This is a genomic window from Cryobacterium sp. 10I5 (assembly GCF_035019865.1).
Taxonomy (GTDB): Bacteria; Actinomycetota; Actinomycetes; order Actinomycetales; family Microbacteriaceae; genus Cryobacterium; species Cryobacterium breve_A.
Map to the genome: position 1 here is coordinate 45344 of NZ_JASJVI010000002.1, position 26084 is coordinate 71427.

General features: G+C 66.0%; 25 protein-coding genes. 16 read left to right on the plus strand and 9 right to left on the minus strand.

Annotation, left to right across the window (positions count from 1 at the left end; genetic code table 11):
* The first annotated feature begins 22 nt into the window (after positions 1 to 22).
* The 5 genes from QN350_RS01140 (at position 23) to QN350_RS01160 (ending at position 5141) form a co-directional block, all read left to right on the plus strand.
* On the plus strand, positions 23 to 1453 hold the full coding sequence (locus QN350_RS01140; RefSeq protein ID WP_322139861.1) for a dipeptidase: 1431 nt from the start codon (positions 23 to 25) through the stop codon (positions 1451 to 1453).
* Positions 1454 to 1565: 112 nt separating this feature from the next.
* Entirely contained in the window at positions 1566 to 1922 is a 357-nt protein-coding gene (gene erpA, locus QN350_RS01145; protein WP_134446531.1) for an iron-sulfur cluster insertion protein ErpA, read from the plus strand.
* Between the two features lie 162 nt (positions 1923 to 2084).
* Complete coding sequence (coxB, locus tag QN350_RS01150) at positions 2085 to 2972, plus strand: cytochrome c oxidase subunit II (RefSeq protein WP_322139862.1); 888 nt, start codon at positions 2085 to 2087, stop codon at positions 2970 to 2972.
* A 3-nt stretch (positions 2973 to 2975) separates the two neighbouring features.
* Positions 2976 to 4718, plus strand: coding sequence for a cytochrome c oxidase subunit I (ctaD, locus tag QN350_RS01155; RefSeq protein ID WP_281534965.1), 1743 nt, complete (start codon positions 2976 to 2978; stop codon positions 4716 to 4718).
* Positions 4719 to 5141 (plus strand): cytochrome c oxidase subunit 4, encoded by a 423-nt coding sequence (locus QN350_RS01160; RefSeq protein ID WP_281534966.1) that lies wholly within the window; start codon positions 4719 to 4721, stop codon positions 5139 to 5141. It abuts the gene before it with no gap.
* 72 nt (positions 5142 to 5213) lie between these two features.
* Here QN350_RS01160 and QN350_RS01165 read toward each other — a convergent pair whose 3' ends face one another.
* The 5 genes from QN350_RS01165 to QN350_RS01185 all read right to left on the minus strand — a co-directional run bounded on the left by QN350_RS01165 (position 5214) and on the right by QN350_RS01185 (position 10474).
* Positions 5214 to 6116: a putative RNA methyltransferase gene (locus QN350_RS01165; RefSeq protein WP_416173038.1), complete on the minus strand. Its 903-nt coding sequence runs from the start codon at positions 6114 to 6116 to the stop codon at positions 5214 to 5216.
* A 49-nt stretch (positions 6117 to 6165) separates the two neighbouring features.
* On the minus strand, positions 6166 to 7788 hold the full coding sequence (locus tag QN350_RS01170) for a cytochrome b (RefSeq protein ID WP_416173039.1): 1623 nt from the start codon (positions 7786 to 7788) through the stop codon (positions 6166 to 6168).
* Positions 7785 to 8855 carry a ubiquinol-cytochrome c reductase iron-sulfur subunit gene (locus tag QN350_RS01175; RefSeq protein ID WP_322139864.1) on the minus strand — a complete coding sequence of 357 codons (1071 nt, stop codon included), beginning with the start codon at positions 8853 to 8855 and terminating at the stop codon, positions 7785 to 7787. The genes QN350_RS01170 and QN350_RS01175 overlap by 4 nt, the downstream gene beginning before the upstream one ends.
* A 93-nt stretch (positions 8856 to 8948) precedes the next feature.
* On the minus strand, positions 8949 to 9761 hold the full coding sequence (locus tag QN350_RS01180) for a cytochrome c (RefSeq protein WP_322139865.1): 813 nt from the start codon (positions 9759 to 9761) through the stop codon (positions 8949 to 8951).
* A gap of 23 nt (positions 9762 to 9784) precedes the next feature.
* Positions 9785 to 10474 (minus strand): heme-copper oxidase subunit III, encoded by a 690-nt coding sequence (locus QN350_RS01185; protein WP_322139866.1) that lies wholly within the window; start codon positions 10472 to 10474, stop codon positions 9785 to 9787.
* An 85-nt stretch (positions 10475 to 10559) separates the two neighbouring features.
* On the opposite strand from QN350_RS01185, the gene trpD reads away from it, so the two are divergent.
* Entirely contained in the window at positions 10560 to 11612 is a 1053-nt protein-coding gene (trpD, locus tag QN350_RS01190) for an anthranilate phosphoribosyltransferase (protein ID WP_322139867.1), read from the plus strand.
* Positions 11613 to 11700: 88 nt separating this feature from the next.
* Here the strand turns inward: trpD and glpK are convergent, their stop codons facing one another.
* Positions 11701 to 13215: a glycerol kinase GlpK gene (gene glpK / locus QN350_RS01195; RefSeq protein ID WP_323515628.1), complete on the minus strand. Its 1515-nt coding sequence runs from the start codon at positions 13213 to 13215 to the stop codon at positions 11701 to 11703.
* A 135-nt stretch (positions 13216 to 13350) separates the two neighbouring features.
* Positions 13351 to 14115, minus strand: a complete 765-nt coding sequence (locus tag QN350_RS01200; RefSeq protein WP_322139869.1) for an MIP/aquaporin family protein — start codon at positions 14113 to 14115, stop codon at positions 13351 to 13353.
* 218 nt (positions 14116 to 14333) lie between these two features.
* Here QN350_RS01200 and dhaK point away from each other — a divergent pair, with 218 nt between their 5' ends.
* From dhaK to QN350_RS01240, 8 genes are all read left to right on the plus strand, one after another.
* Entirely contained in the window at positions 14334 to 15335 is a 1002-nt protein-coding gene (dhaK, locus tag QN350_RS01205; RefSeq protein WP_322139870.1) for a dihydroxyacetone kinase subunit DhaK, read from the plus strand.
* An 11-nt stretch (positions 15336 to 15346) separates the two neighbouring features.
* On the plus strand, positions 15347 to 15994 hold the full coding sequence (dhaL, locus tag QN350_RS01210; RefSeq protein ID WP_322139871.1) for a dihydroxyacetone kinase subunit DhaL: 648 nt from the start codon (positions 15347 to 15349) through the stop codon (positions 15992 to 15994).
* Positions 15987 to 16727 (plus strand): dihydroxyacetone kinase phosphoryl donor subunit DhaM, encoded by a 741-nt coding sequence (gene dhaM / locus QN350_RS01215; protein ID WP_323515630.1) that lies wholly within the window; start codon positions 15987 to 15989, stop codon positions 16725 to 16727. Before dhaL ends, dhaM begins: the two co-directional genes overlap by 8 nt.
* A 154-nt stretch (positions 16728 to 16881) precedes the next feature.
* Positions 16882 to 17040 (plus strand): hypothetical protein, encoded by a 159-nt coding sequence (locus QN350_RS01220; RefSeq protein ID WP_322139873.1) that lies wholly within the window; start codon positions 16882 to 16884, stop codon positions 17038 to 17040.
* Positions 17041 to 17187: 147 nt separating this feature from the next.
* Positions 17188 to 18348, plus strand: coding sequence for a hypothetical protein (locus QN350_RS01225; protein WP_322139874.1), 1161 nt, complete (start codon positions 17188 to 17190; stop codon positions 18346 to 18348).
* A 61-nt stretch (positions 18349 to 18409) separates the two neighbouring features.
* Entirely contained in the window at positions 18410 to 19651 is a 1242-nt protein-coding gene (locus QN350_RS01230; RefSeq protein ID WP_322139875.1) for a toxic anion resistance protein, read from the plus strand.
* A gap of 2 nt (positions 19652 to 19653) precedes the next feature.
* Positions 19654 to 21255 carry a VWA domain-containing protein gene (locus QN350_RS01235; protein ID WP_322139876.1) on the plus strand — a complete coding sequence of 534 codons (1602 nt, stop codon included), beginning with the start codon at positions 19654 to 19656 and terminating at the stop codon, positions 21253 to 21255.
* Positions 21242 to 21880 (plus strand): hypothetical protein, encoded by a 639-nt coding sequence (locus tag QN350_RS01240; protein WP_322139877.1) that lies wholly within the window; start codon positions 21242 to 21244, stop codon positions 21878 to 21880. Before QN350_RS01235 ends, QN350_RS01240 begins: the two co-directional genes overlap by 14 nt.
* A 1-nt stretch (position 21881) precedes the next feature.
* On the opposite strand, the gene QN350_RS01245 is transcribed toward QN350_RS01240, so the two are convergent.
* A complete protein-coding gene (locus QN350_RS01245) occupies positions 21882 to 22511 on the minus strand; it encodes a dihydrofolate reductase family protein (RefSeq protein ID WP_281534980.1) in 630 nt (209 codons plus the stop codon).
* Between the two features lie 228 nt (positions 22512 to 22739).
* On the opposite strand from QN350_RS01245, the gene QN350_RS01250 reads away from it, so the two are divergent.
* A complete protein-coding gene (locus QN350_RS01250; RefSeq protein WP_322139878.1) occupies positions 22740 to 23090 on the plus strand; it encodes a hypothetical protein in 351 nt (116 codons plus the stop codon).
* Positions 23091 to 23100: 10 nt separating this feature from the next.
* Complete coding sequence (locus QN350_RS01255; protein ID WP_322139879.1) at positions 23101 to 23454, plus strand: VOC family protein; 354 nt, start codon at positions 23101 to 23103, stop codon at positions 23452 to 23454.
* Between the two features lie 201 nt (positions 23455 to 23655).
* Here the strand turns inward: QN350_RS01255 and QN350_RS01260 are convergent, their stop codons facing one another.
* Positions 23656 to 26022, minus strand: a complete 2367-nt coding sequence (locus tag QN350_RS01260; protein ID WP_322139880.1) for an excinuclease ABC subunit UvrA — start codon at positions 26020 to 26022, stop codon at positions 23656 to 23658.
* Positions 26023 to 26084 lie beyond the last annotated feature (62 nt).

Here is a 26084-nt window from a genome sequence, read left to right on the forward strand (position 1 = left end):
TTAGTTGGATTAAGATTACCTGATGACCGTTACTCCAGATACTGCACCCGAAGCCGGGATCGCGGATGCGCCCGTGCGCGCCGCCGTCGAGGCCGCCCTTCCCGCCACGATCGCCGACCTGTGTGCCCTCGTCCGCATCCCGTCCGTGTCCTGGGACGCGTTCGATCCGGCCAGGGTGGCGGAAAGCGCGGAGGCCGTAGCCGACCTGGTCCGCGGGCTCAACGTTTTCGACGAGGTCGTCGTGACCCGTTCCGGAATTCCCGGCACCGCCGAACTGGGCCAGCCTGCCGTGCTCGCGCACCGGCCGGCCCGCAACGGCCGTCCCACCGTCCTGCTTTACGCCCACCACGACGTGCAGCCCCCCGGCCACGACATCGACTGGGAATCCACTCCGTTCGAGCCGACCGTCCGCGGAGATCGGCTCTACGGCCGGGGAGCCGCGGATGACAAGGCAGGCGTGATGGCACACGTCGCGTCGATCCGGGCACTGGCCGAGACCGCCGGTCCCGACTTCGACCTCGGAATCGCCGTGTTCATCGAGGGCGAGGAGGAATTCGGCAGTCGCTCATTCGCGGCATTCCTCGTGGACAACCGGGAGTCGCTCCGCGCTGACGTCATCGTCGTCGCCGACTCGAACAACTGGGATGTGGACACCCCCGCCCTCACGGTCGCCCTGCGCGGCAACGTCACCTTCCGCCTGACCGTGCGCACCCTCGACCATGCGTCCCACTCCGGCATGTACGGGGGAGCGGTACCGGACGCCATGATGGCCACCGTGCGCCTCCTCGCGAGCCTCTACGCGGAAGACGGCTCCGTGGCCGTCGACGGGCTCACAAGCCGGGACGTCCCGACTCCCGAATACACCGAGGAACAACTGCGTCTGGAGACCGGGCTCCTCGACGGTGCCACGCCCATCGGCCACGGACCGCTGCTCAGCAGACTCTGGTCGCAGCCGGCCATCACGATCACGGGCATCGACGCGCCGAGCGTCGCGAACGCCTCGAACACCCTGTCCCCGGTCGTGAGCGTGCGGCTGAGCACCCGGATCGCTCCCGGCCAGCCCGCTGCCGAGGCCTACCGGGCCCTCGAGGCACACCTGCGCGCCCACGTTCCGTACGGGGCGAGCATCACGATCGACGACGTCGACACCGGCGAGGCGTTCCTCGTCGACGACAGCGGCTGGGCCGTGCCCCTCGCCCTCGGGGCGATGACGGATGCCTGGGGCAAGCCCCCGGTCAACGTCGGCATCGGCGGCTCCATTCCGTTCATCTCGGACCTCGTCCGGGTGTTCCCGGGGGCCCAGATCCTCGTCACGGGCGTCGAAGACCCCGATTCCCGGGCGCACAGCCCCAACGAGTCCCTGCACCTGGGCGTGTTCAAACGGGCGGTCCTCGCCGAGGCCTTCCTGCTCGACCGGCTCAACCGCCGCACGGGGACTCCGGCCGACCGGTGAGCGCATCCGCCCGGGTCAGCGGCCGAAGGCCGCCAAGCGGGAATTACTGCGGCGGTCTCACCGTTGCTGCAGGTAGAATCTGTCAGAATTCGAGCACAGCGCAAGGAGCGTCATGACCGACACCATCACAACCAGCACCGCCGCCCACGGAGTGGGCCTGAGCGAGGCCGCAGCACTGAAGGTACGAAGCCTGCTCGCCCAGGAAGGCCGCGAGGACCTGCGCCTCCGCGTCGCCGTCCAGCCCGGCGGCTGTTCCGGCCTTATCTACCAGCTCTACTTCGACGAGCGTGTGCTCGACGGTGACGCACTCGTCGATTTCGACGGCGTCGAGGTCGTTGTCGACAAGATGAGCGTCCCGTACCTGGACGGCGCCTCCATCGACTTCGAGGACACCATCCAGAAGCAGGGTTTCACCATCGACAACCCCAACGCGGGCGGCAGCTGCGCCTGTGGCGACTCGTTCAGCTAGGGAATACGTAGGATGCCGGGCGGGCCGCCCGGCATCTTGGCGTGGATTCGTTACCGGATCAGCGCCTGCGCTGCACCCCGGAGCTCATCCCGCGCAGTAGGCTGTCATTCACACAGAGGCACTTCCGATGAAGTGATGTCGAGACTCCCCGAAAGGTTACTGGTGCGCAAAAACCACCGTCTCCGATGGGCTGCAATTCCGATCGCAGCGTCGTTGGTCATTGTTCTAGCGGGGTGCACCCAAGCCCAGCTCCACGGCTTCCTGCCCGGCTTCGTCGAGGGCGAACCGGCGGTGACGAACCAGACCGACCGCGTAGCCGGTCTCTGGACGACATCCTGGATCGTGCTGCTGGTCGTCGGCCTGATCACCTGGGGCCTGACGATCTGGGCCGTGGTCGTCTACCGGCGCCGCAAGGGCCAGACCGGACTCCCGGTGCAGCTGCGGTACAACATGCCGATCGAGATCTTCTACACGATCGTCCCCCTCATCCTCGTCATCGGCTTCTTCGCATTCACCGCGAGGGACCAGGCCGCGATCGAGGCACGGTTCGACTCTCCGGACGTGAAGATCGAAGTCATCGGCAAGCAGTGGGCCTGGGACTTCAACTACGTCAACGAGGACGTCTACTCCGCGGGCATCCAGGGCCAGCCGAACCTCGACGGTCCCAAGGGTTCGCTCGTCGAATCCGAATTGCCGACCCTCGTCCTCCCGGTGGGCAAGAAGATCGAACTGGCGCTCGAGTCCCGTGACGTCATCCACTCCTTCTGGGTCATCGACTTCCTCTACAAGAAGGACATGATCCCCGGCAAGACCAACTACATGTCGGTCATCCCCGAGCGGATCGGCACCTACTCCGGCAAGTGCGCAGAGCTCTGCGGTGAGTACCACTCGCTCATGCTCTTCAACGTCAAGGTCGTGTCTGAGGCCGACTACGAGGCATACACCGCCTCGCTCAAGGCAGCCGGCAACACCGGACAGCTCGACAACGGGTACAACCGCAACCAGAATCTTCCGGGCACGTCCGCCCCGGCGGCAGAGGAAGGCAAGTAGGCCATGACCACAACCGCACCCGCAGCAGCCGCGACGCCGGCCGCCCCGACCGCCCCGCGTCGTCCGACGGGCGTCGAGCGCAAGGGCAACGTCCTCGTTCGCTGGATCACCTCCACCGACCACAAGGTGATCGGGTACATGTACCTCATCACCTCGTTCGTCTACTTCTGCCTCGCCGGTGTGATGGCGCTCGTCATCCGCGCACAGCTTTTCGAGCCAGGCCTCGAAGTCGTGCAGACCAAGGAGCAGTACAACCAGCTGTTCACGATGCACGGCACGATCATGCTGCTGATGTTCGCGACACCGTTGTTCTTCGGTTTCGCGAACTCGCTGATGCCGCTGCAGATCGGCGCCCCCGACGTCGCCTTCCCCCGCCTCAACGCCTTCTCGTTTTGGGCCTTCTTCTTCGGCAGCCTCATCGCCGTCGGCGGGTTCCTCACCCCGCAGGGAGCGGCATCCTTCGGCTGGTTCGCCTACCAACCGCTTGCCAGTACGACGTTCTCACCCGGCGTCGGAGGAAACCTGTGGATGGTCGGCCTGGGACTGTCCGGGTTCGGAACCATCCTCGGCGCGGTCAACTTCATCACCACCATCATCACGATGCGCGCCCCCGGCATGACCATGTTCCGCATGCCGATCTTCACCTGGAACACGCTCGTCACGTCGTTGCTGGTCCTGATGGCGTTCCCGGTGCTCGCCGCAGCGCTGCTCGCCGCCGCCTCTGACCGCATCTTCCTCTCGCACATCTACGATCCGGCCAACGGCGGTGCCATCCTCTGGCAGCACCTGTTCTGGTTCTTCGGCCACCCCGAGGTGTACATCATCGCGCTGCCGTTCTTCGGCATCGTCTCCGAGGTGTTCCCGGTCTTCAGCCGCAAGCCGATCTTCGGGTACAAGACGCTGATCTACGCGACCATTTCGATCGCCGCCCTGTCGGTCGCGGTCTGGGCCCACCACATGTACGTGACCGGTTCGGTGCTGCTGCCGTTCTTCTCGCTCATGACGATGCTCATCGCCGTTCCGACGGGTGTGAAGATCTTCAACTGGATCGGCACGATGTGGCGGGGGTCGCTGACCTTCGAGACGCCGATGCTGTGGGCGCTCGGCTTCCTGGTCACCTTCACTTTCGGCGGGCTGACCGGCGTCATCCTCGCCTCGCCGCCACTCGACTTCCACGTCTCGGACACCTACTTCGTCGTGGCGCACTTCCACTACGTCATCTTCGGCACCGTCGTGTTCGCCATGTTCAGCGGCTTCTACTTCTGGTGGCCGAAGTGGACAGGCAAGATGCTCAACGAGAGCCTCGGCAAGTGGCACTTCTGGTTCCTGTTCATCGGGTTCCACACCACCTTCCTTGTGCAGCACTGGCTCGGCGTCGTCGGCATGCCGCGTCGTTACGCCTCGTACTCTCCGGAGGACGGCTTCACCTGGATGAACCAGCTCTCCACCATCGGCTCGATGATCCTCGCGGTCTCGATGATCCCGTTCTTCCTGAACGTGTACATCACGGCCCGCAAGGCGCCGAAGGTCACGGTGAACGACCCGTGGGGCTTCGGAGCCTCCCTCGAGTGGGCCACGTCGTGCCCGCCGCCGCGGCACAACTTCACGTCGATTCCGCGCATCCGTTCGGAGCGCCCTGCTTTCGACCTCAACCACCCCGAGGTCGCCATGCCGGTCGGAATCGGACCGGGCAAGGATGGTCCCGATGCACCTGTCTACGACGCCGGAACGAACGAGGTCAAATAAATGAGGGCAAACACCAACCTGCTCTGGCTGCTCGCGGGCTTCTTCGCCCTCGTCACGGTCGCGTATATCATCTGGGGCCTCGTCGACCCGCACCAGCACAGCATCGAATGGGCGGGAACCTTCGCCCTCGCGCTGAGCTCGGTGTTCGTGAGTTTCGTCGCGTTCTACCTCTCCCGGGTGCACGGCGCCCAGGGCGGGGAGCTCCCGGAGGACCGCCTCGACGCGAACGTCGATGACGGCGACCCCGAGGTCGGCTTCTTCAGCCCGTGGAGCTGGTGGCCGATCCTTCTTGCCGCGAGTGCGGCGTTGCTGTTCCTCGGCCTGGCGATCGGCTTCTGGATCTCGATCATCGCGCTCGGCGTCGGCGTGATCTGCCTCATCGGCTGGGTGTACGAGTACTACCGCGGAAACTTCGCGCGCTAAGCATCCTGGTTCGCGAAAGCGGGTGAATCGTCGGTCTCAACTTCTGAGACCGGCGATTCACCCGCTTTCGCGTTAACGGGGGAGAGCGGGCACGGCGCGGCGACGGAAGCCGAGCACGTCGAAGGAGAACGTCACCGGGTTCCTGGCCGGCCAGCGGTCCGCGACCGTCTCCGTCCCCGTGTGGTGCGCTGAGGGACCCATCCCGATCAGCGCGGCAACTTCGTCCGCGCCGAGGTCGTGACGGCCGGAGACCCCGATCCGGGCCTCGAGCGCGAACCAGGGCCCCAGGGCGACGCCGAGGTCTTCCGCCTTGTTCGGCGGGATGTCGAGGGCCAGTCCCGCGTCACGAAGCTCACGGAGATGGTCGTCGTGGGGCACGACGACCGCGAGGAGACCGTCGTCCCGGAGCACGCGATGGAACTCCGCGGGATTGCGGGGGGCGAAGACGTTCAGGAGTACGTCGGCGATGCCCGTCCGGACCGGAAGGTCGGTCCACACGTCGGCGACGAGCCCGTCCACGAGGGGCGGGTCCGGGAGCCTCTCGTCTGCGACGACAGCCTGTCCGGGGCGTGAGGCAGCGCGGGTGGTGGCCACGGTTCGGGCGACGGCGACGGGGGAGAGGTCCATTCCGAGGAATCCGGCGGCCGGGCAGGCTTCGGTCACTCCGCGGAGGTAATACCCGGTGCCACAGCCGATGTCGAGGACCCGATCGGGACTCTCCGGAGCGACGAGCGTCGTGACGGCACTCCGCAGGTCTGCGTACCAGCCCGCCTCGAGGAAGGCCGTACGCGCATCGAGCATCGCGGCGCTGTCACCCACCACATGGCTGCGACCGCCCAGAAGCGACACATAGCCGCGCCGGTTGGCGTCGAACGAGTGCCCCGCGGAGCATCGCAGCACGAGGTCGCCCGCGGGTGTGAGAGGCGAGAAACAGTTCGGGCACCGAAGCCACTCCGACAAGGTCTGGAGGGACATCGATGCCCGATCTGTTCATGTTGTGTTGTGGTGAAGGTGGGACCGCTTGTTAGTGGTGATCCCCATGGCTCTGCTCGAGTTCCGTCGTGGTGACCGGAACGATCCGATCCTCGAAGAACCAGCGGGAGAGTCCGCCGCGCACGCGCTGGCCGGCCGTGATCCTGCCCTGGTCGTTCGGGCGGATCATCAGGGGCTTGTAGTCGGAATAGCTCACGAGCTTCCAGCGCTCGTACTCGTCGACGGGCTGGTGCACCTCGATGTACTCGCCGCCGGGCAGACGCACGATCCGGCCGGATTCGTAGCCGTGCAGGACGATCTCGCGATCCTTCTTCTGAAGTGCGAGGCAGACCCGCTTGGCGACGAAGAACGCGATGAACGGGCCCACGATGGTGAGGAACTGCATCGTATGGATGACGCCCTCCATGGTCACGTGGAAGTGCGTCGCAATGATGTCCGAAGACGCCGTCGCCCAGAGAGCCGCGTAGAACGTGACGCCCGCCGCACCGATGGCGGTGCGGGTCGGGGCGTTGCGCGGACGGTCGAGGATGTGGTGCTCGCGCTTGTCTCCGGTCACCCAGGCCTCGATGAACGGGTAGATCAGCACCACGAGGATGAAGAGTCCCAGGGTCGTCAGCGGGATCAGGATATTGAACGACCAGGTGCGGTCGAGCCAGACGAACTCGAGCCCCGGCGGAATCAGGCGCAGCGCCCCATCGGCAAAGCCGATGTACCAGTCGGGCTGGGTGCCGGCCGAGACCGGGGAGGGGTCATAGGGGCCGTAGTTCCAGATCGGGTTGATCGTGAACAGCGACGCCATCAACATCACGACACCGAAGACGATGAAGAAGAATCCACCGGCCTTGGCGGCGTACACCGGGAGAACCGGATAGCCCACGACGTTCTTGTTCGTACGCCCGGCACCGGGGTACTGGGTGTGCTTGTGCACGACGACGAAGAGCAGGTGCATTGCGATGAGGGCGATGATGATCGCCGGCAGCAGCAGGATATGCAGCGAGTACAGCCGTCCTACGATCGCCTCGCCGGGGAACTCTCCGCCGAAGAGGAGGAAGGAGATCCAGGTTCCGACCAGCGGGATGCCCTTGACCATTCCGTCGATGATGCGCAGGCCGTTGCCGGACAGCAGGTCGTCGGGGAGGGAGTAACCGGTGAAACCCTCGGCCATCGCGAGGATGAAGAGGATGAAGCCGATGACCCAGTTGAGTTCACGGGGCTTGCGGAACGCGCCCGTGAAGTAGATCCGGAGCATGTGCAGGCCGATCGACGCCACGAACAGCAGCGCCGCCCAGTGGTGTACCTGGCGCATCAGGAGGCCGCCGCGGACGTCGAAGGAAATGTTGAGCGACGAGGACATCGCCGCAGACATTTCGACGCCCTTGAGCGGAACGTAGGAGCCCTCGTAGTGGACGGGGGCCATCGAAGCGCTGAAGAAGAACGTCAGGAACGTCCCGGACAGCAGGATGATGACGAAACTGTAGAGGGCGACCTCACCGAGGAGGAATGACCAGTGGTCGGGGAAGATCTTCCGGCCGAGTTCCTTCACCGCGGTGGAGATGCTCGTGCGCTCGTCGATGTAATTCGCCGCCGCGCCCGTGAAGCCGCCGTTGCTCTTCGTCGTCTCGACCACGCCTGTGGTCGTTTTCGTGATACTCAATGCCGCTCCCAGAAACTCGGTCCGACGGGTTCAGTGAAATCGCTCTGCGCAATGAGGTAGCCCTCAGAGTCTACCGCGATGGGCAGCTGGGGGAGCGGCCGCTTGGCCGGCCCGAAGATGACCTCGCAGTGGTTCGATACGTCGAACTGTGACTGGTGGCACGGGCAGAGCAGGTGGTGGGTCTGCTGTTCGTAGAGGGCCACGGGGCAGCCGACATGGGTGCAGATCTTGGAGTACGCGACGATGCCGTCGTACGACCAGCCTGCACGCTCGGGGAGCTCGTTGAGGTCCTCGGGCTTGAGCCGCATCAGCAGCACGGCGGCCTTGGCCTTCTCTTCCAGACGACCGCTCGGGAGGTCCTGCAGACCCTCCGGAATGACGTGGAATGCGGAGCCGAGGGTGACATCGGACGCCTTGATCGGCGTGCCGGTCGGGTCGATCGCCAGCCGGGTCCCCTTCGTCCACATCGTGTGGCTGAGCAACTCAGAGGGGTTCTCGTTCATCGGACCGAGGCCACGGAAGAGAACGACCGCGGGAAGGGGGAAGGCGATGAGCGCACCGATCAGGCTGTTGCGGATGAGGCTTCGGCGTCCGATCCCGGACTCCTCGTTGGCCTCGGCGAAGATCTCGACGGCCCGCGCCCTGGTCTCCTCCGAGCCGCGGACAGGGTGCCTGACGTCGATGCCTTCGTGGTCGCTCATCAGGGCCTTGCCCCAGTGGACGGCGCCGATGCCGATCGCCAGCAACGCGAGGGCCAGGCCGAGGCCGATGAAGAGGTTGTTCAGCCGCACGGAACCCGGGTCGGTGTCCACGATCGGGAACGCCATGTACGCGGCGATCGCAAAGACGCTGCCGACGATCGACAGGTAGAAGAGCGTGTAGACCGTGCGCTCGGCACGGCGTTCGGCGCTCGGGTTCAGGTCTGTGACGCGGGGGCGGTGCGGCGGGAATCCGGGGTTGTCCACGGCGTCGCGCACGACAACGGCCGTGCCGGCGTTTGCGGGGTTGTGCCCGGCGCCGGAGTCAGCAGCGGTGAGGTCCTTCCCGCTGTTATCGTCCGTGGCCATTGTGCTCCTTTGTCTGCTGTGTGTCGTGCAGTTGTGTGCCGAGCAGGTGTGTCTGCTGCATGCTTCTGATTCCGCGCCCTGTTCGGATGCGGGTCAGTTCGATTTCGCGGTGATCCACACCGTCAACCCGACGATCGCGCCGAGTCCGAAGATCCAGAGGAACAGTCCTTCGGAAACGGGGCCGAGCGAGCCGAGGGCGTAGCCGCCCGGGGACGGGTTGTTCTCGAGGTACTTGAGGTAGGTGATGATGTCGCGCTTGCTCTCCGGGGAGATGTTCATGTCGTTGAAGACCGGCATGCTCTGCGGTCCCGTGATCATGGCCTCGTAGATGTGCTGGGCGGAGACACCGTCGAGTGCGGGGGCGAACTTACCCTGGGTGAGGGCACCTCCGGCGCCCGCGACGTTGTGGCACATGGCGCAGTTGATGCGGAAGAGCTCTGCGCCCTTCGAGGAGTCGCCCTGTGCGTCGAGGTAGCGCGCATCGGGGACGGCCGGTCCGGGGGCGAGGGAGGCGACGTAGGCGGCGAGGGCTGCGATCTGTTCTTCCGTGAACGAGACGGCCTTCTTCTCTGCCTGAGGACCGTCCATCTGCATGGGCATCCGGCCGGTGCCGACTTGGAAGTCGACGGAGGCCGCACCGACACCGATGAGGCTGGGCCCCGATCCGGTTCCGGCGGCGCCGAGGCCGTGGCAGGTGGCGCAGTTGCTCGCGAACAGCTTCTGGCCTTCTCCGATGGTCTGCTGAGACGAGGCATCGGTCTGGGCGCTCGCGGTGCTCGTGCTGAACAGCGCATAGGCGCCGCCGGTGAAGAGCAGTCCGATGGCGATCAGGGCGACACTGGCAAGTGGGCTGCGGCGGCCGGATTTGCGCACGCGGGCCGGCTTGGGGGTGTTGGTCGTGGTCATTCTGAGGTGTCCGCTCCGGATCTCTATTTGAGGACGTAAATGACGAGGAAGAGGCCGATCCAGACGACATCGACGAAGTGCCAGTAGTACGAGACGACGATGGCGCTCGTCGCCTCCTTGTGACCGAAGTTCTTGACCGCGAACCCGCGGCCGATCACGAGGAGGAAGGCGATCAGGCCGGCGGTGACGTGGATGCCGTGGAAGCCGGTGGTGAGATAGAACGCCGAACCGTATGCGTTGCTCTGCAGCGAAACACCCTCGGAGACGAGGGTGGCGTACTCCCAGATCTGCCCGGATACGAAGACGGCGCCGAGGGCGTAGGTCAGGAAGAACCACTCGACCATGCCCCACTGGCTGGGCTTCCAGCCCGTTGAGCGGGCCTGGAGACGCTCAGCGGCGAACACGCCGAACTGGCATGTGATCGACGAGGAGACGAGGATCAGGGTGTTCACGAGCGCGTAGGGGAAATTGTGCTTCTCGGCCTCGAACTGCCACAGTTCCGGCGAGGTCGACCGCAGCGTGAAGTAGATGGCGAACAGGCCGGCGAAGAACATGACTTCGCTGCCCAGCCACACGATGGTGCCGACAGCAACGCTGTTGGGCCGATTTACCACGGGCGCTGTGGCTGAATAAGTTATCGAAGGGCTCGTCACTCGTCCATTATGGCCGATTTCGCAGCGGCGGTGCGCACCATGCGGATGCGGGTAGGTCATTTGCCCAAAAGGTGACCAGATTGGAACGAAAGCGCCGCTGGGGCAGATTCGGAACCCGGCAGCGGATTCGCTTAAGATCGGGTTCATGCTCGATATCCAGTCCTGGCCCAATGTCCTCAGCGCCCTGCTCAATGGGGAGGACCTGAGCGTGTCCGACGCGGCGTGGAGCATGGAACAGGTGATGCAGGGCAACGCGACGCCGGCCCAGATCGCCGGGTTCCTCGTCGCCCTGCGCGCCAAGGGCGAGACCGTCGATGAGATCGTCGGCTTCCGGGACGCCATCCTCGACCACGCCGTCGCCCTCCCGGTCAACCCGATGGCCCTCGACATCGTCGGCACCGGCGGCGACCGTTTCGGCACTGTCAACATTTCGACGATGGCGTCGATCGTCTGTGCCGGCGCGGGCGTTCCGGTCATCAAGCATGGGAACAGGGCGGCGAGTTCGGCATCGGGGGCATCTGACGTCCTGTCGGCCCTCGGGATCGACCTCACCCTGTCAGCGGCGAAGGTCGCGGCGATCCTCGAGGCGACGGGAATCACTTTCGCATACGCCGCCGCGTTCCATCCCGGTTTCCGGCACGCCGGAGCGGTCAGGTCCGAACTGGGGATCCCGACCGTCTTCAACTACCTCGGGCCGCTCTGCAACCCGGCTCGCCCGGAGGCCTCCGCCGTCGGCGTGGCGGGCCTCGACCGGGTTCCGCTCATCGTCGGCGTCTTCCAGACCCGGGGAGCGGCGGCGCTGGTGTTTCGCGGCGACGACGGACTCGACGAGCTCACGACGACCGGCCACAGTCATGTCTGGGAGGTGTCGAGGGGTCTCGTGACCGAACACGACATCGACCCGCGCGATCTCGGCATCCGCCGCGCCTCGATGAGCGAACTCGTCGGCGGAGACCCGGCACATAACGCGGAAGTGGTGCACCAGACCCTCGCCGGGCAGGCGGGCGCCGTGCGGGACATCGTGCTCCTCAATGCGGCGGCCGGACTCGTCGCCTTCGATCTCGCGAAGAATCCGGTGTCCGCGCAGTCGAGCATTCTCGACCGTTTCCGCGACAAGCTGGCCGTGGCAGCGGAATCCATCGACTCCGGGGCGGCCGCGGCGAAACTGGCCGAATGGGTCACCGCCAGTCGCGCGTAGCCGCCAGGCCCGAACAGCGAGCCTCCAACCGGTTCGACGGAGATTTCGACAGCGCCAAAATCTCCGTCGAAACGGTGAGGTGTTCTTCTTAGAGCACGTCCTCGTCGACCCAGCCGAAGGTCTTCGTGACGGCCTTCTTCCAGTTACGCAGCTGCCGGTCGCGCTCTGCGACGGTCATCTGCGGGGTCCAGCGGCTGTCTTCCTGCCAGTTGGCGCGGAGTTCGTCGAGGTCGCTCCAGAAGCCCACTGCGAGCCCCGCGGCGTATGCCGCACCGAGCGCCGTGGTCTCCGCGACGACGGGCCGGACGACGGGCACGCCGAGGATATCGGCCTGGAACTGCATGAGCGTGTTATTGGCAATCATGCCGCCGTCGACCTTGATCTCGGTGAGCGGAACCCCGGAGTCGGCGTTGACCGCGTCGATCACCTCCCTGGTCTGGAACGCGGTCGCCTCGAGTGCTGCACGGGCGATGTGGCCCTTGTTCACGAACCGGGTCAGCCCGACGAGGGCGCCGCGGGCGTCCGAGCGCCAGTACGGCGCGAACAGCCCCGAGAACGCCGGCACGAAGTAGGCGCCGCCGTTGTCGTCGACGGACTTTGCGAGAGTCTCGACCTCTTCGGATGAACTGATCATGCCGAGGTTGTCGCGCAGCCACTGCACGAGCGCTCCGGTGACGGCGATCGATCCCTCGAGTGCGTAGTGCGGTTCCGCGTCGCCGAGCTTGTAGCCGAGGGTCGTGAGGAGGCCGTTCTTCGAGTGCACGATCTCGGTGCCGGTGTTGAAGATCAGGAAGTTACCGGTGCCGTAGGTGTTCTTCGCCTCACCCGCGTCGAAAGCGGCCTGACCGAACGTCGCGGCCTGCTGGTCGCCGAGGATGCCCGAGATCGGGGTCTCTCGCAGCAGGCTGTGGCCGCTCGCGATGCCGTAGACCTCGGAGGAGGAACGGATCTCGGGGAGCATCGACCGCGGCACGTCGAACGCGGCGAGGATGTCGTCGTCCCACTGCAGGGTCTCGAGGTCCATGAACATCGTGCGGCTCGCGTTGGTGACGTCGGTCGCGTGCACGCCGCCCTCGAGGCCGCCGGTGAGGTTCCAGAGCACCCAGGAGTCCGTCGTGCCGAACATCAGCTCGCCGGCATCCGCCTTGGCCCTGGCGCCCTCGACGTTCTCGAGGATCCAGACGATCTTCGTGCCCGAGAAGTACGTGGCGAGCGGCAGTCCGACCTGCTTCTTGAAGCGCTCGACGCCGCCGTCGGCAGCGAGGCGGTCGACGATGGGCTGGGTACGGGTGTCCTGCCAGACGATCGCGTTGTAGACGGGGAGCCCGGTGGTGCGGTCCCAGACCACGGCGGTCTCGCGCTGGTTGGTGATGCCGACGGCGACGATGTCGTGCCGGGTCAGGTTCGCTTTGGACAGCGCCTGGCCGATGACCTCGCGGGTGTTGTTCCAGATCTCCATCGGGTCGTGCTCGACCCAGCCTGCCTGGGGGAAGATCTGTTCGTGCTCGAGCTGGCCGGTCGAGACGATCGACCCGGCCTTGTCGAAGATGATCGCCCGGGAGCTCGTGGTGCCCTGGTCGATGGCGATGACGTATTGGGCCATGGAATACCTCCTTGTATTTTTCTGACTCGTGCTGATACTGACTGACTAGCTCACTAGCTGACGGGCTGAGGAGCGATTCACATGCAGAAGCCGACCGGCCGGTCCCGGTGGGGGACCGGCCGGTCGGCCGATGCACTAGGCGAGAATGGGCAGAAGAGCGTACGAGGCCCATCCTGCGAGGACGCCGCCGATGATGGGGCCGACGACCGGCACCCAGGAGTACGACCAGTCCGAGGAACCCTTGCCCTTGATCGGCAGGATGAAGTGCGCGATGCGCGGCCCCAGGTCACGGGCCGGGTTGATCGCGTACCCGGTCGGCCCACCGAGCGAAGTGCCGATCACGATCACGAGCAGGGCCACCGGAAGGGCGCCGAGGGCCGCGAGACCACCGGACGTGCCCTGGCGACCGCCGCCGAAGGCGATCACGACGAAGACCAGCACGAAGGTGCCGATGATCTCCGTGACCAGGTTCCAGCCGTAGGAGCGGATGGCCGGACCGGTCGAGAAGACGCCGAGCTTGTTGGCCGGGTTCGGTTCCTGGTCGAAGTGCTGCTTGTACGCCAGCCAGCAGAACACGGCGCCGATGATGGCGCCGAGGAGCTGTGCGGCGATGTAGACGAGCACGGACAGGAAGTTCACCGGAACCCCGGAGCCGAATTCGGTCGCACCGGATGCGACGAGGCCGAGGGTGACGGCGGGGTTGAGGTGCGCACCTGAGTTGTATGCCACGATAACGCCGGAGAAGACGGCGAAACCCCATCCGATGGTGACCATCAGGAAGCCGCCGCCGAGACCTTTGTTCTTGGCCAGGGCGACGTTGGCTACGACACCGGTACCGAGGAGGACGAGCATCGCGGTGCCCACGACCTCCGACAAGAATACGACTCCAATATTGTCCACGTTGACCTTCCTTGGTAGGGCTCGAGCGCTGAACAGCCTGGTCGCGGTGAGCGACTGGCAACACCATAGCGCGCTGGTATCCCGAGCGAAATAGGCAGGTAGAGGCGTGGTTCGTCCCTTACCTCGCCGCCTTCGTGCGCGTAGGTTAAGGACAGCTCCGTATCGTCCGGGAGCTGCGACGCCGACCGATCATCACCATCCGACCCGAAGGAAGAGTCATGAAAAAGCTCGTCAATGATCCCAAGAACGTTGTCGATGAGGCAGTGGCCGGGTTCGCGGCCGCGCACGGAGACATCGTGCGCGTATCCAGTGACCCCACGTTCATCGTCCGCGCCGACGCCCCGGTGTCCGGCAAGGTGGGCCTGGTCAGCGGAGGCGGAAGCGGCCACGAGCCGCTGCACGGCGGATTCGTCGGCGTCGGCATGCTCGACGCCGCCGTGCCCGGTGCGGTCTTCACCTCGCCGACCCCTGATCCCATCTTCGCGGCGACGCAGGCGGTCAACGGCGGTGCCGGCGTGCTGCACATCGTGAAGAACTACACCGGTGACGTGCTCAATTTCGAGACGGCTGCCGACCTTGCCCTCGCCGAGGGCATCGAGGTCCGCACGGTCATCGTCAACGACGACGTCGCCGTGAAGGACTCGCTGTACACGGCTGGACGTCGCGGAGTCGCCGGGACGGTCCTCGTCGAGAAGATCGCCGGGGCGGCGGCCGAACGCGGCGACGACCTCGCCGCCGTCGCCGCCGTCGCGGAGAAGGTCATCGGACAGGTGCGCACGATGGGCGTTGCGCTGACGCCGTGTGTCGTCCCCCACGCCGGAGAGCCGAGCTTCACCCTGGCGGAGGACGAGATCGAGATCGGCATCGGCATCCACGGCGAGCCCGGCAGGGAACGGATCAAGCTCGAGCCCGCTGACGCCATCGTCGATCGCCTTCTCGGTCCGATTCTGGAGGACATTCCGTTTGTGAGCGGGGACTCAGTGCTCCTGCTCGTCAACGGCATGGGCGGAACCCCCCAGATCGAGCTCTATATCGTCTTCCGAAGGGCCGCCGAGGTCCTGGCAGCCAAGGGGATCACCGTCACGCGCACGCTGGTCGGGAATTTCACCACCTCCCTGGAAATGCAGGGCATGTCCATCAGCGTTCTCAAGCTCGACGACGAGCTCACCGAGCTCTGGGATGCGCCGGTGCAGACTGCGGCGCTACGGTGGGGACGGTAGAAGGAGATTCCATGAATCTGAGTGTCACCTGGGCTGAAGCCTGGATCCGGCAGTGTGTAGACGTCATCGCCGACCATCGCGTGGAGCTGATCACCCTTGACAGGGACATCGGCGACGGCGACCACGGCGAGAACATGGACAGGGGCTTCCAGGCCGTGCTGGGCAAACTCGATACGCTCCCGGCAGACTCCGTCCCCGGCGACGTCTTCAAACTGGTGGCGACGACACTCATTTCCACGGTGGGCGGCGCGGCAGGCCCCCTCTACGGCACGGCGTTCCTGAAGGCCGCCGTCGCCGTAGCGGGAAAGCCCGACCTGGACGGTGCCGCCGTCGTTGCACTGCTGACGGCGGCTCGCGACGGAATCGTGCTCCGGGGCAAGGCGGCCAGCGGCGACAAGACCATGGTCGACGCCTGGACGCCGGCCGTGGACGCCGCAGCGGCCGCGGAGCGCGCCGGAGCGAGCCCCGTGGCCATCCTCGTCGAGGCCGCGGATGCCGCGGAGGCCGGCGCCGTCGCAACCGAGCCGCTCGTCGCCCACAAGGGACGCGCGAGCTATCTCGGGGAACGTGCGATCGGACATCGTGATCCGGGCGCCCAGTCCAGCGCCCTGCTCCTCCGTGCGGCAGCCGAGACCGCCGAGCGGGTCGCCGATGAATGATTCGACGCCCACCGCCCCCGGCGCACTCGTCGGCCTCGTCTTCGTGTCGCACAGCTCGCTGATCGCGAAGGGCCTCGTCGATCTCGCCCGCCAGATGGCGCCGACCGTGCGCATGCTCCCGGCAGGCGGAACGGACGACGACCGGATCGGGACGAGTTTCGCCAAAGTGGCGGCGGGCATCGAGGCGGCGGAGGCCGGCAGGGGAGTCGTGGTGCTCTGCGACCTCGGCTCGGCAATCCTGACCGCGGAATCAGCGCTCGATTTCCTCGACGATGAGACCAGATCCCGGGTCGTCATCGTCGACGCACCTCTGGTCGAGGGCGCCGTCGCCGCCGCCGTCGCCGCGCAGATCGGCGGCGACCTGCCCGCCGTGGAGTCTGCGGCCCGGTCGGCCGGGGCACCGCACTCCGGCGGGGCTTCGGTACAAGCACCGGTGCCGGCCACCGATACCCAGTCCGGCCCGGCCGGGGACGACTCGACGGTGACGCGGACGGTGACCCTGATCAACGCGGACGGTCTGCACGCCCGTCCCGCCGCGGAGTTCGTGACTCTCGCCGCCACGCTCGGCGTCCCGGTCACGGTCAACGGCAGGGATGCCGCGAGCTTGCTGGCCATCATGGGCCTCGGATTGACGCGTGGCGCACGGGTCGAACTCTCGGCAACCGGTGACGGCGCGGCTGCGGCGGTCGACGCTCTCGCCGCTCTCCTGGAATCCGGGTTCGGCGAGGCCTGAGGATCCCGGGGGCCAGCGACGCCGGCCCCATTCATGCTCAGAATTCATGCTCAGAATTCGAGCTCCGAAATTCGGCTCACATCAACCGGATTGGATCTATGCTGGCCGCATGATGCAGGACAACACAGCGCCGTGTCCCGTGTGCGGCCATGCCATGAGTGAACACACGATCGTGCACGGCGCACACGACACGATCCTGAACTGTCCGGTGCCCCATCCGGGGGCATGGGACAGGGACGCATTCGAACCGGTCAACGAATTCGGCATGGTCACCCACCAGCACCCCGCGGATGACCCGCCCGTTCCCGGCTGAATTCTCGGATCCCACACCAGCAACGGCCGGTCAGCGCCTAAGTTCACCAAGCCTGCGTTCACCAAGATTTACCCCTGATGACCTATTGTCTGCAGTGCAGATGTCCTGCACAACGTCGTACCACCGAATCCAGACGGTAGCCATCGAATGAGCGCCACAGTCAAGCGTGTGATCGGGCTCGTCCTCGCGGGCGTGCTCATCGTCGGCGTGGTCGTCGTCGTCGTCGGTGGTCGCCTGTTCGGAGGAACGACAGGCACCGCTCCTGGGGCCACGGACCTCACGGTCGTCCATGGGGTCATCGGCTCGGAGAAGAAGCCGTTCTTCGACGATCCGGCCGTGCGGGCGGTCTTCGCCGAGAAGGGCATCGACGTCGAGGTCGTCACGGCGGGATCACGCCAGATCGCCACCTCCGTCGACCTCACCGGCGTCGATTTCGTTTTCCCGTCCTCCGCGCCCGCCGCCGAGAAGATCCGGCGCGAAGCCGGGGCGCGAAGCGTGTTCTCCCCGTTCTACTCGCCGCTCGCGATCGCGACCTTCACGCCGATCGTGACCCTCCTGCAGTCCGCGGGGATCGCGAACCAGGACGCCGCAGGCACCTGGCATCTGAACGTCGCTGAATACCTCAAGGCCGTCGCAGCGGGAACCCGGTGGAATCAGCTCCCCGGTGCCGCGGCGAACTACAACAGCTCCCGCTCGATCCTGATCTCGAGCACGGACATCCGCCAGTCGAACTCCGCGGCGATGTACCTCGCCATCGCATCCTACGTCGCGAACGGGGACAGCGTCATCAGCTCAGCAGCCGCTGAGACAGCCGTGATCGACCCGATGGCTGCGCTCTTCCTCGAGCAGGGCTTCTCGGCCTCCTCGTCTGAGGCTCCGTTCGAGGACTATCTGTCCCAGGGAATCGGGTCCAAACCCCTCGTGATGATCTATGAGGCGCAATTCCTCGGCCGACAGATGAGCGCCACGGGCCGCAGCGCCATTACCCCCGACATGGTCCTGATGTATCCGGATCCGACCGTGCTCTCGAAGCACACCGTTGTGCCTCTTTCCGATCAGGGAAACCGGGTCGGCGAGCTCCTCCAGTCCGACCCCCGCCTTGCCCGGCTCGCGGCGCAATACGGGTTCCGGCCGGCCGACCCGGCCGTGTTCACGGCAGCACTCGCCGACAATGGCCTCACGGCGCCGGCAAGCCCCGTCAACGTCATCGACCCGCCCAGCTACGAGACGCTCGAGTCGATGATCACGACCATCAGCGGACGCTACGACACGCCCCTGGCGTCGCCGGACGCGAACGTGGACAAATGACCCGACAACACTCATTGAACGCACCACCTGCTGAACGATCCACCGGAGACCAAGGAGCACCATGGCAGACGCATCCCTCGATCTGAGCACTCCCACACCGGGCGAAAGGCCGGCCACTGCCGCGACGAAGGCACCGCGCGTCGACACCGGGCTGGTGCTCGTGCCCCCGAACCCGGTCCCGGACATCGGCGGCACCCAGGCCAGCGCGATGATGCCGGTCAACGATGCCCGCACCGAGGAACTCGCCGGACGCGCACGAGCCTTCGTCGCCGACCTCATCGACCTCGACCCTTCGGCCCCGGAATTCCAGAAGAAGATCTCAGACGTCGCCCAGATGGGCAGGGACGAGATCCGGGCCGCGTCCGAGGTCAGCAACCGGATGCTCCAGCGCCCGGTCGCGGCGCTGGCCGCCGCGCGCGGGAAAGGCGACGAGGCCGACGCGCAACGGCGCGTTGCCAGCACCCTTGTCGAACTGCGCGGCACGATCGAGGACCTCGACCCGTCCAGGGCCGATGGCGGGGTCGCCCAGTTGCTCCTGAACCTGATCCCCTTCCGGGACAAGCTCCGCAGCTATTTCGCCAGGTACGCCTCCGCACAGAGCCAGCTCAACAAGATCATCCACTCGCTCCAGAACGGCCAGGACGCCCTCCTCAAGGACAACGCCGCCGTAGAGGGGGAGAAAGTGCGGCTCTGGGAGACGATGAATCGCCTGCAGGAGTACGCCCTGCTCACGAGCGCACTCGACGCCCAGCTCGTGGAACAGATCGACACGGTCAGGACGACCGACCCGGCCAGGGCGGACGCGCTCACGAGCGATCTCCTCTTCACGATCCGCCAGAAACACCAGGACCTGCTGACCCAGCTCGCCGTGAGCGCCCAGGGGTACCTCGCCCTCGACGTCGTGCGAAAGAACAACGCGGAACTCATCAAGGGCGTTGAGCGGGCAACGACGACGACCATCTCCGCCCTGCGCACGGCAGTGATCGTCGCACAGGCACTGGCCAACCAGAAGCTCGTCCTCGACCAGATCACCGCCTTGAACACGACGACCTCGAACCTGATCGTATCGACCTCGCAGATGCTCAAGACCCAGTCGGTCGCCATCAGCGAGCAGTCGGCATCCGCCACCATCAGCCTCGACTCATTGGAAACGGCCTTCCAGAACATCTACGAGACCATGGACGCCCTGGACAGCTACAAGCTCAAGGCCGTCGCGACGATGGCCCAGACGGTCGACACCCTGCAGGCCAGACTGACCGAGGCAACCGCATACCTCGAGCGAGCCCGGCCGGAAGCCCACTGAGCATGCGCCGCCTCCTGAAGACCCTCGGCCTGGCCACGGTCACGGCGCTGGTGCTGGCCGGCTGCACGGTTACGCAGCCGAACGAGCAGGACGGCCTGCCCAACGACGCCACGACTCTTCGGGTCCTTGCGGGCAGCGAGGTCAAGGACATGGCTCCCATCCTGGAGTCTGCGGCAGCCGACCTGGGAATCCGGGTCGTCTTCGACTACACCGGCACCCTCGCCGGAACGGAACTCGTGGCATCCGGTCGTGCCACCGGTCGTTATGACGCGACGTGGTTCCCGAACAACCGCTACCTGTCGCTGCTTCCCGGTGCGGCCCGGGCCGTGTCCTCGAGTGTCAAGATCATGAGCTCACCGGTCGTCCTCGGACTCCGGCCGGCGGTGGCGGCCCGGCTGGGCTGGGACACCGCCCCGCCGACCTGGGCTGACCTCGCCGCCGCAGCCGCCGACGGCAAGTTCACCTACGGCATGACCAATCCCGCGGCTTCGAATTCCGGGTTCAGTGCCCTGGTCGCCGTCGCAACGGCCCTGTCCGGCACCGGGACCGCGCTCACGGATGCGGACGTCACGGCGGTGAGTCCTGTGCTGACCCGGTTCTTCGCCGGGCAGAAACTGACTGCCGGGTCCTCCGGCTTCCTCGCCGACAAGTTCGTCGCGGACCCCACCCTCGTCGACGGCGTCATCAACTACGAGTCCGTGCTCCTCGGCCTCGACACCAAGGGCGCACCGCTCACTATCATCCGGCCGACCGACGGAGTCGTCACGAGCGACTATCCGCTCACCCTGCTGGCTTCGGCCGACGCCGGCAAGCGCCCGCTCTTCGACAGCCTCACTGCCTGGTTGACCACGGACGCCGTCCAGAAGAGGATCGTGGCGGAGACCCATCGTCGCCCGGGCGTTCCCGGGATCGACACCGGGTCGGCCTTCCCTGCCGGAATCCTTTTCGAGACGCCATTCCCGAACACCCTCGACGTCGCAAACACCCTGATCCAGACGTACCTCGACACGGTGCGTGCGCCCGCACAGACGCTCTTCGTGCTCGATACCTCCGGGTCGATGGCGGGGGAGCGGCTCACGGCGCTCCAACAGGCGCTCAAGAACCTCGCCGGGGCGGATTCCTCGACGACGGGCGGTTTCGCAGCGTTCCGCAACCGAGAACGCGTGACCCTGATCCCGTTCAGCACCGCCCCGGACACCCCGACCATCGTCGACGTGCCTGCGGCGGACAAGACCGAGGCCTTGCAACGGATCCGTGATGTCGCGGACGGGCTCTCCGCGGACGGTGGCACGGCCATCTACGCCTCGCTGGAGCGCGCTTATGCGCTGGCTCGGCAGCAGAAGGCGGAGCGACCGGACACCTTTGTCTCGATCGTGCTGATGACCGACGGCGAGAACACCGACGGGGCCACGGCGAGGGACTTCGCGGAGTACTACGCGGCCCAGGACGCGGACACCCGCTCGATTGCGACCTACGTCGTGCTCTTCGGCAACGGCAACGTGGAGGAGCTCACCGGTGTGGCGAAGCTCACGGGAGGCCAGGCCTTCGACGCGTTGAACGGCGACCTGTCGAGCGCATTCCAGGACATCCGTGGGTACCAGTAGCGTGTCGCGGTGGCTCGCCTCCACCAAGAACATCGTCGGTTCGGCATTGGGCCTCGCGGCACTCGGCGCGCAGGTCGTCGTCGGCCTCGGCCCGCTGTGGCCCGGTGTCGTCGTCGCGATGTACCTCGTCGGTGCGCTCGTCGCACCGCGCGACAGGATCGACCTGCGGCCCGGACCGTTGCACGGGAACGGGGGAGTGGCGTCAGCGGCGGACCTCGCCGCCCAGCTGGCCGTGTTGAGGCGATCGATGACGGCGGAGAACCGCCGCCTGCCTGACGAAGCGACCGCGCGGCTCGCCCGGATCCTGGACGCCCTCGATCAGGTCGTCGCCCGCTGGACGGATCTCTCCGAAGCGGCTGACCAGGCCCACACGGTCGAGCAGATGATCCTCGACTATCTGCCCACGTCGATCCAGCGCTTCCTGAACCTGCCACGCAGCTTTGCCATCGGGAGCCGGATCGAAGGGAAGAAGACGGCCCAGGACGAACTGATCGATCAGCTCGACCTGCTCGAGACCGAGAGTGATCGCATCCGTACCGCGCTCTACGCGAAAGATCTCGCTGCGCTCGAAGACCAGAGTCGCTTCCTGCGCGAGAAGTTCGGCCGATCTGAACTGGACCTGTAGGTCAGGCGAGTCCGGGAAGAGGCACCGGCGGCGCCGGTGGGACGGGGGCGGCGGGGCGATAGGTCGCGATGATGACGCCCGTGCTCGTCGTCCGGCTGTCGACGAGGTCGAGGGACGCGGAGGGACCGCCATCGGGGAAGAGGCGTCGACCCGTGCCGAGCACGAGCGGGTGGATGAGGAGGGTGTACTGGTCGATCAGGCCCCAGCGCATCAGGGCGCGGACGAGTTCGCCGCTCCCGAGGATGACGATGTCCTTGCCGGGCCGCTCACGCAGTTCCGCGACGGTGGTCGTGGCCTCGCCGTTCAACAGGATCGAGTTGTTCCAGGCCAGGGGGCCGGGAAGGGTCTTCGACGTCACGTACTTCGGGATGTTGTTGATGACCTCGGTGTACGGGTTGTCCAGGGTCATCGCCGGCCAGATCGAGGCGAAGTCCGCGTACGTCTTGCGTCCGAAGAGCAGGGCGTCTGCGTCGCCGATTCCCGCTGCCATGACGCTGCCCATCACCGAGTCGGCATAGGGCTGGGCCCAGCCGCCGAGGTCGAAGCCGTCCCTGCGATCCTCGTTCGCCCGGCCGGGCGCCTGCATCACGCCGTCGAGGGTCACGCTGTTGGTGACCACGATTCTGCTCATCGAAACTCCTTTCCTCCGTCTGCAAACTTACTGCCCGCCGACGAATCTCCTAATTCGGGGACAACGGATCTCCCGTCGCTTCCTGTAGTCCTCCGATTGCACCAGGACCGAGCGGGTGATGCGTGCCACGGATCTAACGCCTGTACGGCTGACGAGGGGGATCGGGAACCCGGGGAATCGGGAGACGGACCTCTGGAAACCGGGGGACGTGCGCGCTACCGTTGCAGCATGAGCGCAATGGATCTGGCGACTCTCCGGCGCCTGGCCGGGGAGGGCAACGAAGAGGCCTCGAACCGGCTCGTCGAACTGGCGGCCGAGCGCGGCGACCTGGTCGAACTGCGCGCGTTGGTGGATTCCGGCAACGAACTCGCGGGAGAACAGCTCGCGCGGCTCGCGGGGGAGCGCGGTGACATCGACGAGTTGCGCCGTCTGGTCGACGAGGGCAACGAGCTCGCGGCGGACAAGCTGGCCCAGTTCGCCGCTGCGCGAGAAGACATCGACGAACTGAGTCGTCTTGCCGATGACGGCAACGAGGTGGCCGCGACCCTCTTGACGCGGCTCATCCGTGGAACAGGGTAGGGGGCGAACCGTGGCTGTGACGGGAATCGGCGGGCTCTTCTTCCGCAGCTCTGATCCGGACACCCGGGCCGCCTGGTACCGGGAGCATCTCGGTATCGAAGCGGGCCAGGCCGGAGTCTGGCAGCAGCAGGCCGGCCCGACCGTGTTCGCGCCGTTTCCCTCCGAAAGTGACTATTTCTCGGAAAAGCAATCGTTCATGCTCAACCTTCGGGTCACGGGACTCGATGCACTCGCTGCGGAGCTCACGGCGGCGGGCATCCCGGTCGAGCGTCGGCCGGAGTGGGACACGACGGACTACGGCTGCTTCGCGCGTATCCATGACCCCGAGGGGCTTCCGATCGAGCTGTGGGAGCCACCGGCCTGAACTGACATAGGCTCCATTCAAACTGACATAAGCTCCGCTCAAACTGACATAAACTCCGTACAAACTGACATAAGCGCCGTACAAACTGACATAAGCTCCGTACAAACTGACATAAGCTCCGTACAAACTGACATAAGCTCCGTACAAACTGACATAATGTGCATTATCGGTCATTACCGGATAGCTGGTTTTGAGGTTTGTTCAGGCTCCGACGTACGTGGCGAGGAAGGTGCCGGTGAGGGTCGACCGGGCGGCGACGAGATCGGCGGGTGTGCCTTCGAACACGATCCGGCCGCCGTCGTGGCCGGCACCGGGACCCAGGTCGATGATCCAGTCGGCGTGTGCCATCACCGCCTGGTGATGTTCGACGACGATGACGGACTTGCCGGAGTCGACCAGCCGGTCGAGCAGGCTCAGGAGCTGTTCGACGTCGGCGAGGTGGAGGCCCGTGGTCGGCTCGTCCAGGACATAGACGTCGCCTTTCTCGGCCATCTGGCTCGCGAGCTTGAGCCGCTGCCGTTCGCCCCCGGACAGGGTCGTCAGCGGCTGGCCCAGGCTGAGGTAGCCGAGTCCGACATCCGCCAGCCGCACGAGGATGGCGTGAGCGGCGGGGGTGCGCGACTCCCCCGAACCGAAGAATTTCTCCGCCTCGGTGACCGACATCGCGAGAACTTCGCTGATGTCGCGGCCGCCGAGGTGGTAGTCGAGCACGGATGCCTCGAATCGCTTCCCCTCGCAGACCTCGCAGGTCGTCGCGACGGTGGCCATCACGCCGAGGTCCGTGTAGATGACGCCGGCCCCGTTGCAATTGGCGCAGGCGCCCTCTGAGTTGGAACTGAACAGGGCCGGCTTCACGCCGTTGGCCTTGGCGAAGGCCTTGCGGATCGGCTCGAGCATTCCGGTGTATGTCGCCGGGTTGCTGCGCCGGGACCCCCGGATACCGCCCTGGTCGATCGACACCACGTCCGCGCCGGCCGGGATCGACCCGTGGACGAGGGAACTCTTTCCCGACCCGGCTACCCCGGTCAGCACGACGAGCACGCCAAGCGGGATGTCGACGTCGACGTTCTGCAGGTTGTTCTTCGTCGCGCCGCGGATCTCCAGCACGCCCGTCGGCGTGCGCACGGTGTCCTTGAGGGTGGACCTGTCGTCGAAGTGGCGACCCGTGAGGGTGCCGCTGGTGCGGAGTTCCTCGACGGTTCCCTCGAAGCAGACGGTGCCCCCTGCCGTCCCTGCGCCGGGACCGAGATCGACGACGTGGTCCGCGACGACGATCGTCTCCGGCTTGTGCTCGACGACAAGCACCGTGTTCCCCTTGTCGCGCAGCTGCAGCAACAGCGTGTTCATGCGTTCGATGTCGTGGGGGTGCAGTCCGATCGTCGGCTCGTCGAAAACGTAGGTCACGTCGGTCAGCGAGGATCCCAGGTGCCGGATCATCTTGGTGCGTTGCGCCTCGCCACCGGACAGGGTTCCGGCGGGCCTGTCGAGAGACAGGTACCCGAGTCCGATCTCCACGAAGGAGTCCAGGAGCTGGCGCAGCGCGGTCAGGAGCGGCGACACGGACGGTTCATCGAGGCCGCGCACCCAGTCGGCCAGGTCGCTGATCTGCAGGGAGCAGGCATCCGCGATGCTGATCCCCGAGACCTTCGAGGACCGCGCGGCCGCACTGAGGCGGGTCCCCCGGCACTCCGGACAGGTCGTGAAGGTGACGGCACGATCGACGAACACGCGGATGTGCGGCTGCATCGCCTCGCGGTCCTTGGAGAGGAACGCCTTCTGGACCTTGGGGACCAGGCCCTCGTAGGTCATGTTGATGTCCCCCACCTTGACCTTGACCGGTTCCCGGTACAGGAAGTCCTCGAGTTCCTGCGCGCTGTAGTCACGAATCGGCTTGTCCGCGTCGAGGAAGCCCGATCCCGTGAAGATCCGCACGCCCCAGCCGTCCGGCGTGTAGCCGGGAATCGTGAGCGCCCCCTGGTTGAGCGACTTGGCCGCGTCATAGAGCTGCGTGAGATCGATGTCGTTGATCGTTCCCATGCCCTCGCAGCGCGGGCACATGCCTCCGGTGACCGTGAAGCTCCGCCGTTCCTTCACGGTCTTCCCCGCCCGTTCGAGCGTCACCGCTCCTGCCCCGCTGATCGAGGCCACGTTGAAGGAATAGGCCTGGGGCGAGCCGATGTGCGGCTGTCCCAGCCTGCTGAACAGGATGCGCAGCAGCGCGTTCGCATCGGTCGCGGTGCCCACGGTCGACCGGGAGTTGGCGCCCATGCGTTCCTGGTCGACGATGATCGCCGTCGTGAGGCCCTCGAGCACGTCCACATCCGGCCGCGCGAGGGTCGGCATGAAGCCCTGCAGGAAGGCGCTGTACGTCTCGTTGATCATCCGCTGCGACTCCGCGGCGATCGTGCCGAAGACAAGTGAGCTCTTTCCCGAACCGGATACACCGGTGAACACCGTCAGGCGACGTTTCGGGATGTCGATGCTGACGTCCTTGAGATTGTTCTCCCGTGCTCCCCGCACCCGGATCAGGTCATGGACATCGGCGGCGTGCGGAGGAAGGCTCGTCATGGCTCCATTCAAGCAGCATCAAGCACTTCGGCGGGCTTGTGCCATTGCGCCCGAGGTGCCGT

What these genes read in the sequence shown, in the direction of transcription:
- QN350_RS01140 (WP_322139861.1), top strand. Translation starts at nt 23, where the DNA reads ATGACCGTTACTCCAGATACTGCACCCGAAGCCGGGATCGCGGATGCG.
- erpA (WP_134446531.1), top strand. Translation starts at nt 1,566, where the DNA reads ATGACCGACACCATCACAACCAGCACCGCCGCCCACGGAGTGGGCCTG.
- ctaD (WP_281534965.1), top strand. Translation starts at nt 2,976, where the DNA reads ATGACCACAACCGCACCCGCAGCAGCCGCGACGCCGGCCGCCCCGACC.
- QN350_RS01160 (WP_281534966.1), top strand. Translation starts at nt 4,719, where the DNA reads ATGAGGGCAAACACCAACCTGCTCTGGCTGCTCGCGGGCTTCTTCGCC.
- QN350_RS01165 (WP_416173038.1), bottom strand. Translation starts at nt 6,116, where the DNA reads ATGTCCCTCCAGACCTTGTCGGAGTGGCTTCGGTGCCCGAACTGTTTC.
- QN350_RS01175 (WP_322139864.1), bottom strand. Translation starts at nt 8,855, where the DNA reads ATGGCCACGGACGATAACAGCGGGAAGGACCTCACCGCTGCTGACTCC.
- QN350_RS01180 (WP_322139865.1), bottom strand. Translation starts at nt 9,761, where the DNA reads ATGACCACGACCAACACCCCCAAGCCGGCCCGCGTGCGCAAATCCGGC.
- QN350_RS01185 (WP_322139866.1), bottom strand. Translation starts at nt 10,474, where the DNA reads ATGACCTACCCGCATCCGCATGGTGCGCACCGCCGCTGCGAAATCGGC.
- trpD (WP_322139867.1), top strand. Translation starts at nt 10,560, where the DNA reads ATGCTCGATATCCAGTCCTGGCCCAATGTCCTCAGCGCCCTGCTCAAT.
- glpK (WP_323515628.1), bottom strand. Translation starts at nt 13,215, where the DNA reads ATGGCCCAATACGTCATCGCCATCGACCAGGGCACCACGAGCTCCCGG.
- dhaK (WP_322139870.1), top strand. Translation starts at nt 14,334, where the DNA reads ATGAAAAAGCTCGTCAATGATCCCAAGAACGTTGTCGATGAGGCAGTG.
- dhaL (WP_322139871.1), top strand. Translation starts at nt 15,347, where the DNA reads ATGAATCTGAGTGTCACCTGGGCTGAAGCCTGGATCCGGCAGTGTGTA.
- dhaM (WP_323515630.1), top strand. Translation starts at nt 15,987, where the DNA reads ATGAATGATTCGACGCCCACCGCCCCCGGCGCACTCGTCGGCCTCGTC.
- QN350_RS01220 (WP_322139873.1), top strand. Translation starts at nt 16,882, where the DNA reads ATGAGTGAACACACGATCGTGCACGGCGCACACGACACGATCCTGAAC.
- QN350_RS01225 (WP_322139874.1), top strand. Translation starts at nt 17,188, where the DNA reads ATGAGCGCCACAGTCAAGCGTGTGATCGGGCTCGTCCTCGCGGGCGTG.
- QN350_RS01230 (WP_322139875.1), top strand. Translation starts at nt 18,410, where the DNA reads ATGGCAGACGCATCCCTCGATCTGAGCACTCCCACACCGGGCGAAAGG.
- QN350_RS01235 (WP_322139876.1), top strand. Translation starts at nt 19,654, where the DNA reads ATGCGCCGCCTCCTGAAGACCCTCGGCCTGGCCACGGTCACGGCGCTG.
- QN350_RS01245 (WP_281534980.1), bottom strand. Translation starts at nt 22,511, where the DNA reads ATGAGCAGAATCGTGGTCACCAACAGCGTGACCCTCGACGGCGTGATG.
- QN350_RS01250 (WP_322139878.1), top strand. Translation starts at nt 22,740, where the DNA reads ATGAGCGCAATGGATCTGGCGACTCTCCGGCGCCTGGCCGGGGAGGGC.
- QN350_RS01260 (WP_322139880.1), bottom strand. Translation starts at nt 26,022, where the DNA reads ATGACGAGCCTTCCTCCGCACGCCGCCGATGTCCATGACCTGATCCGG.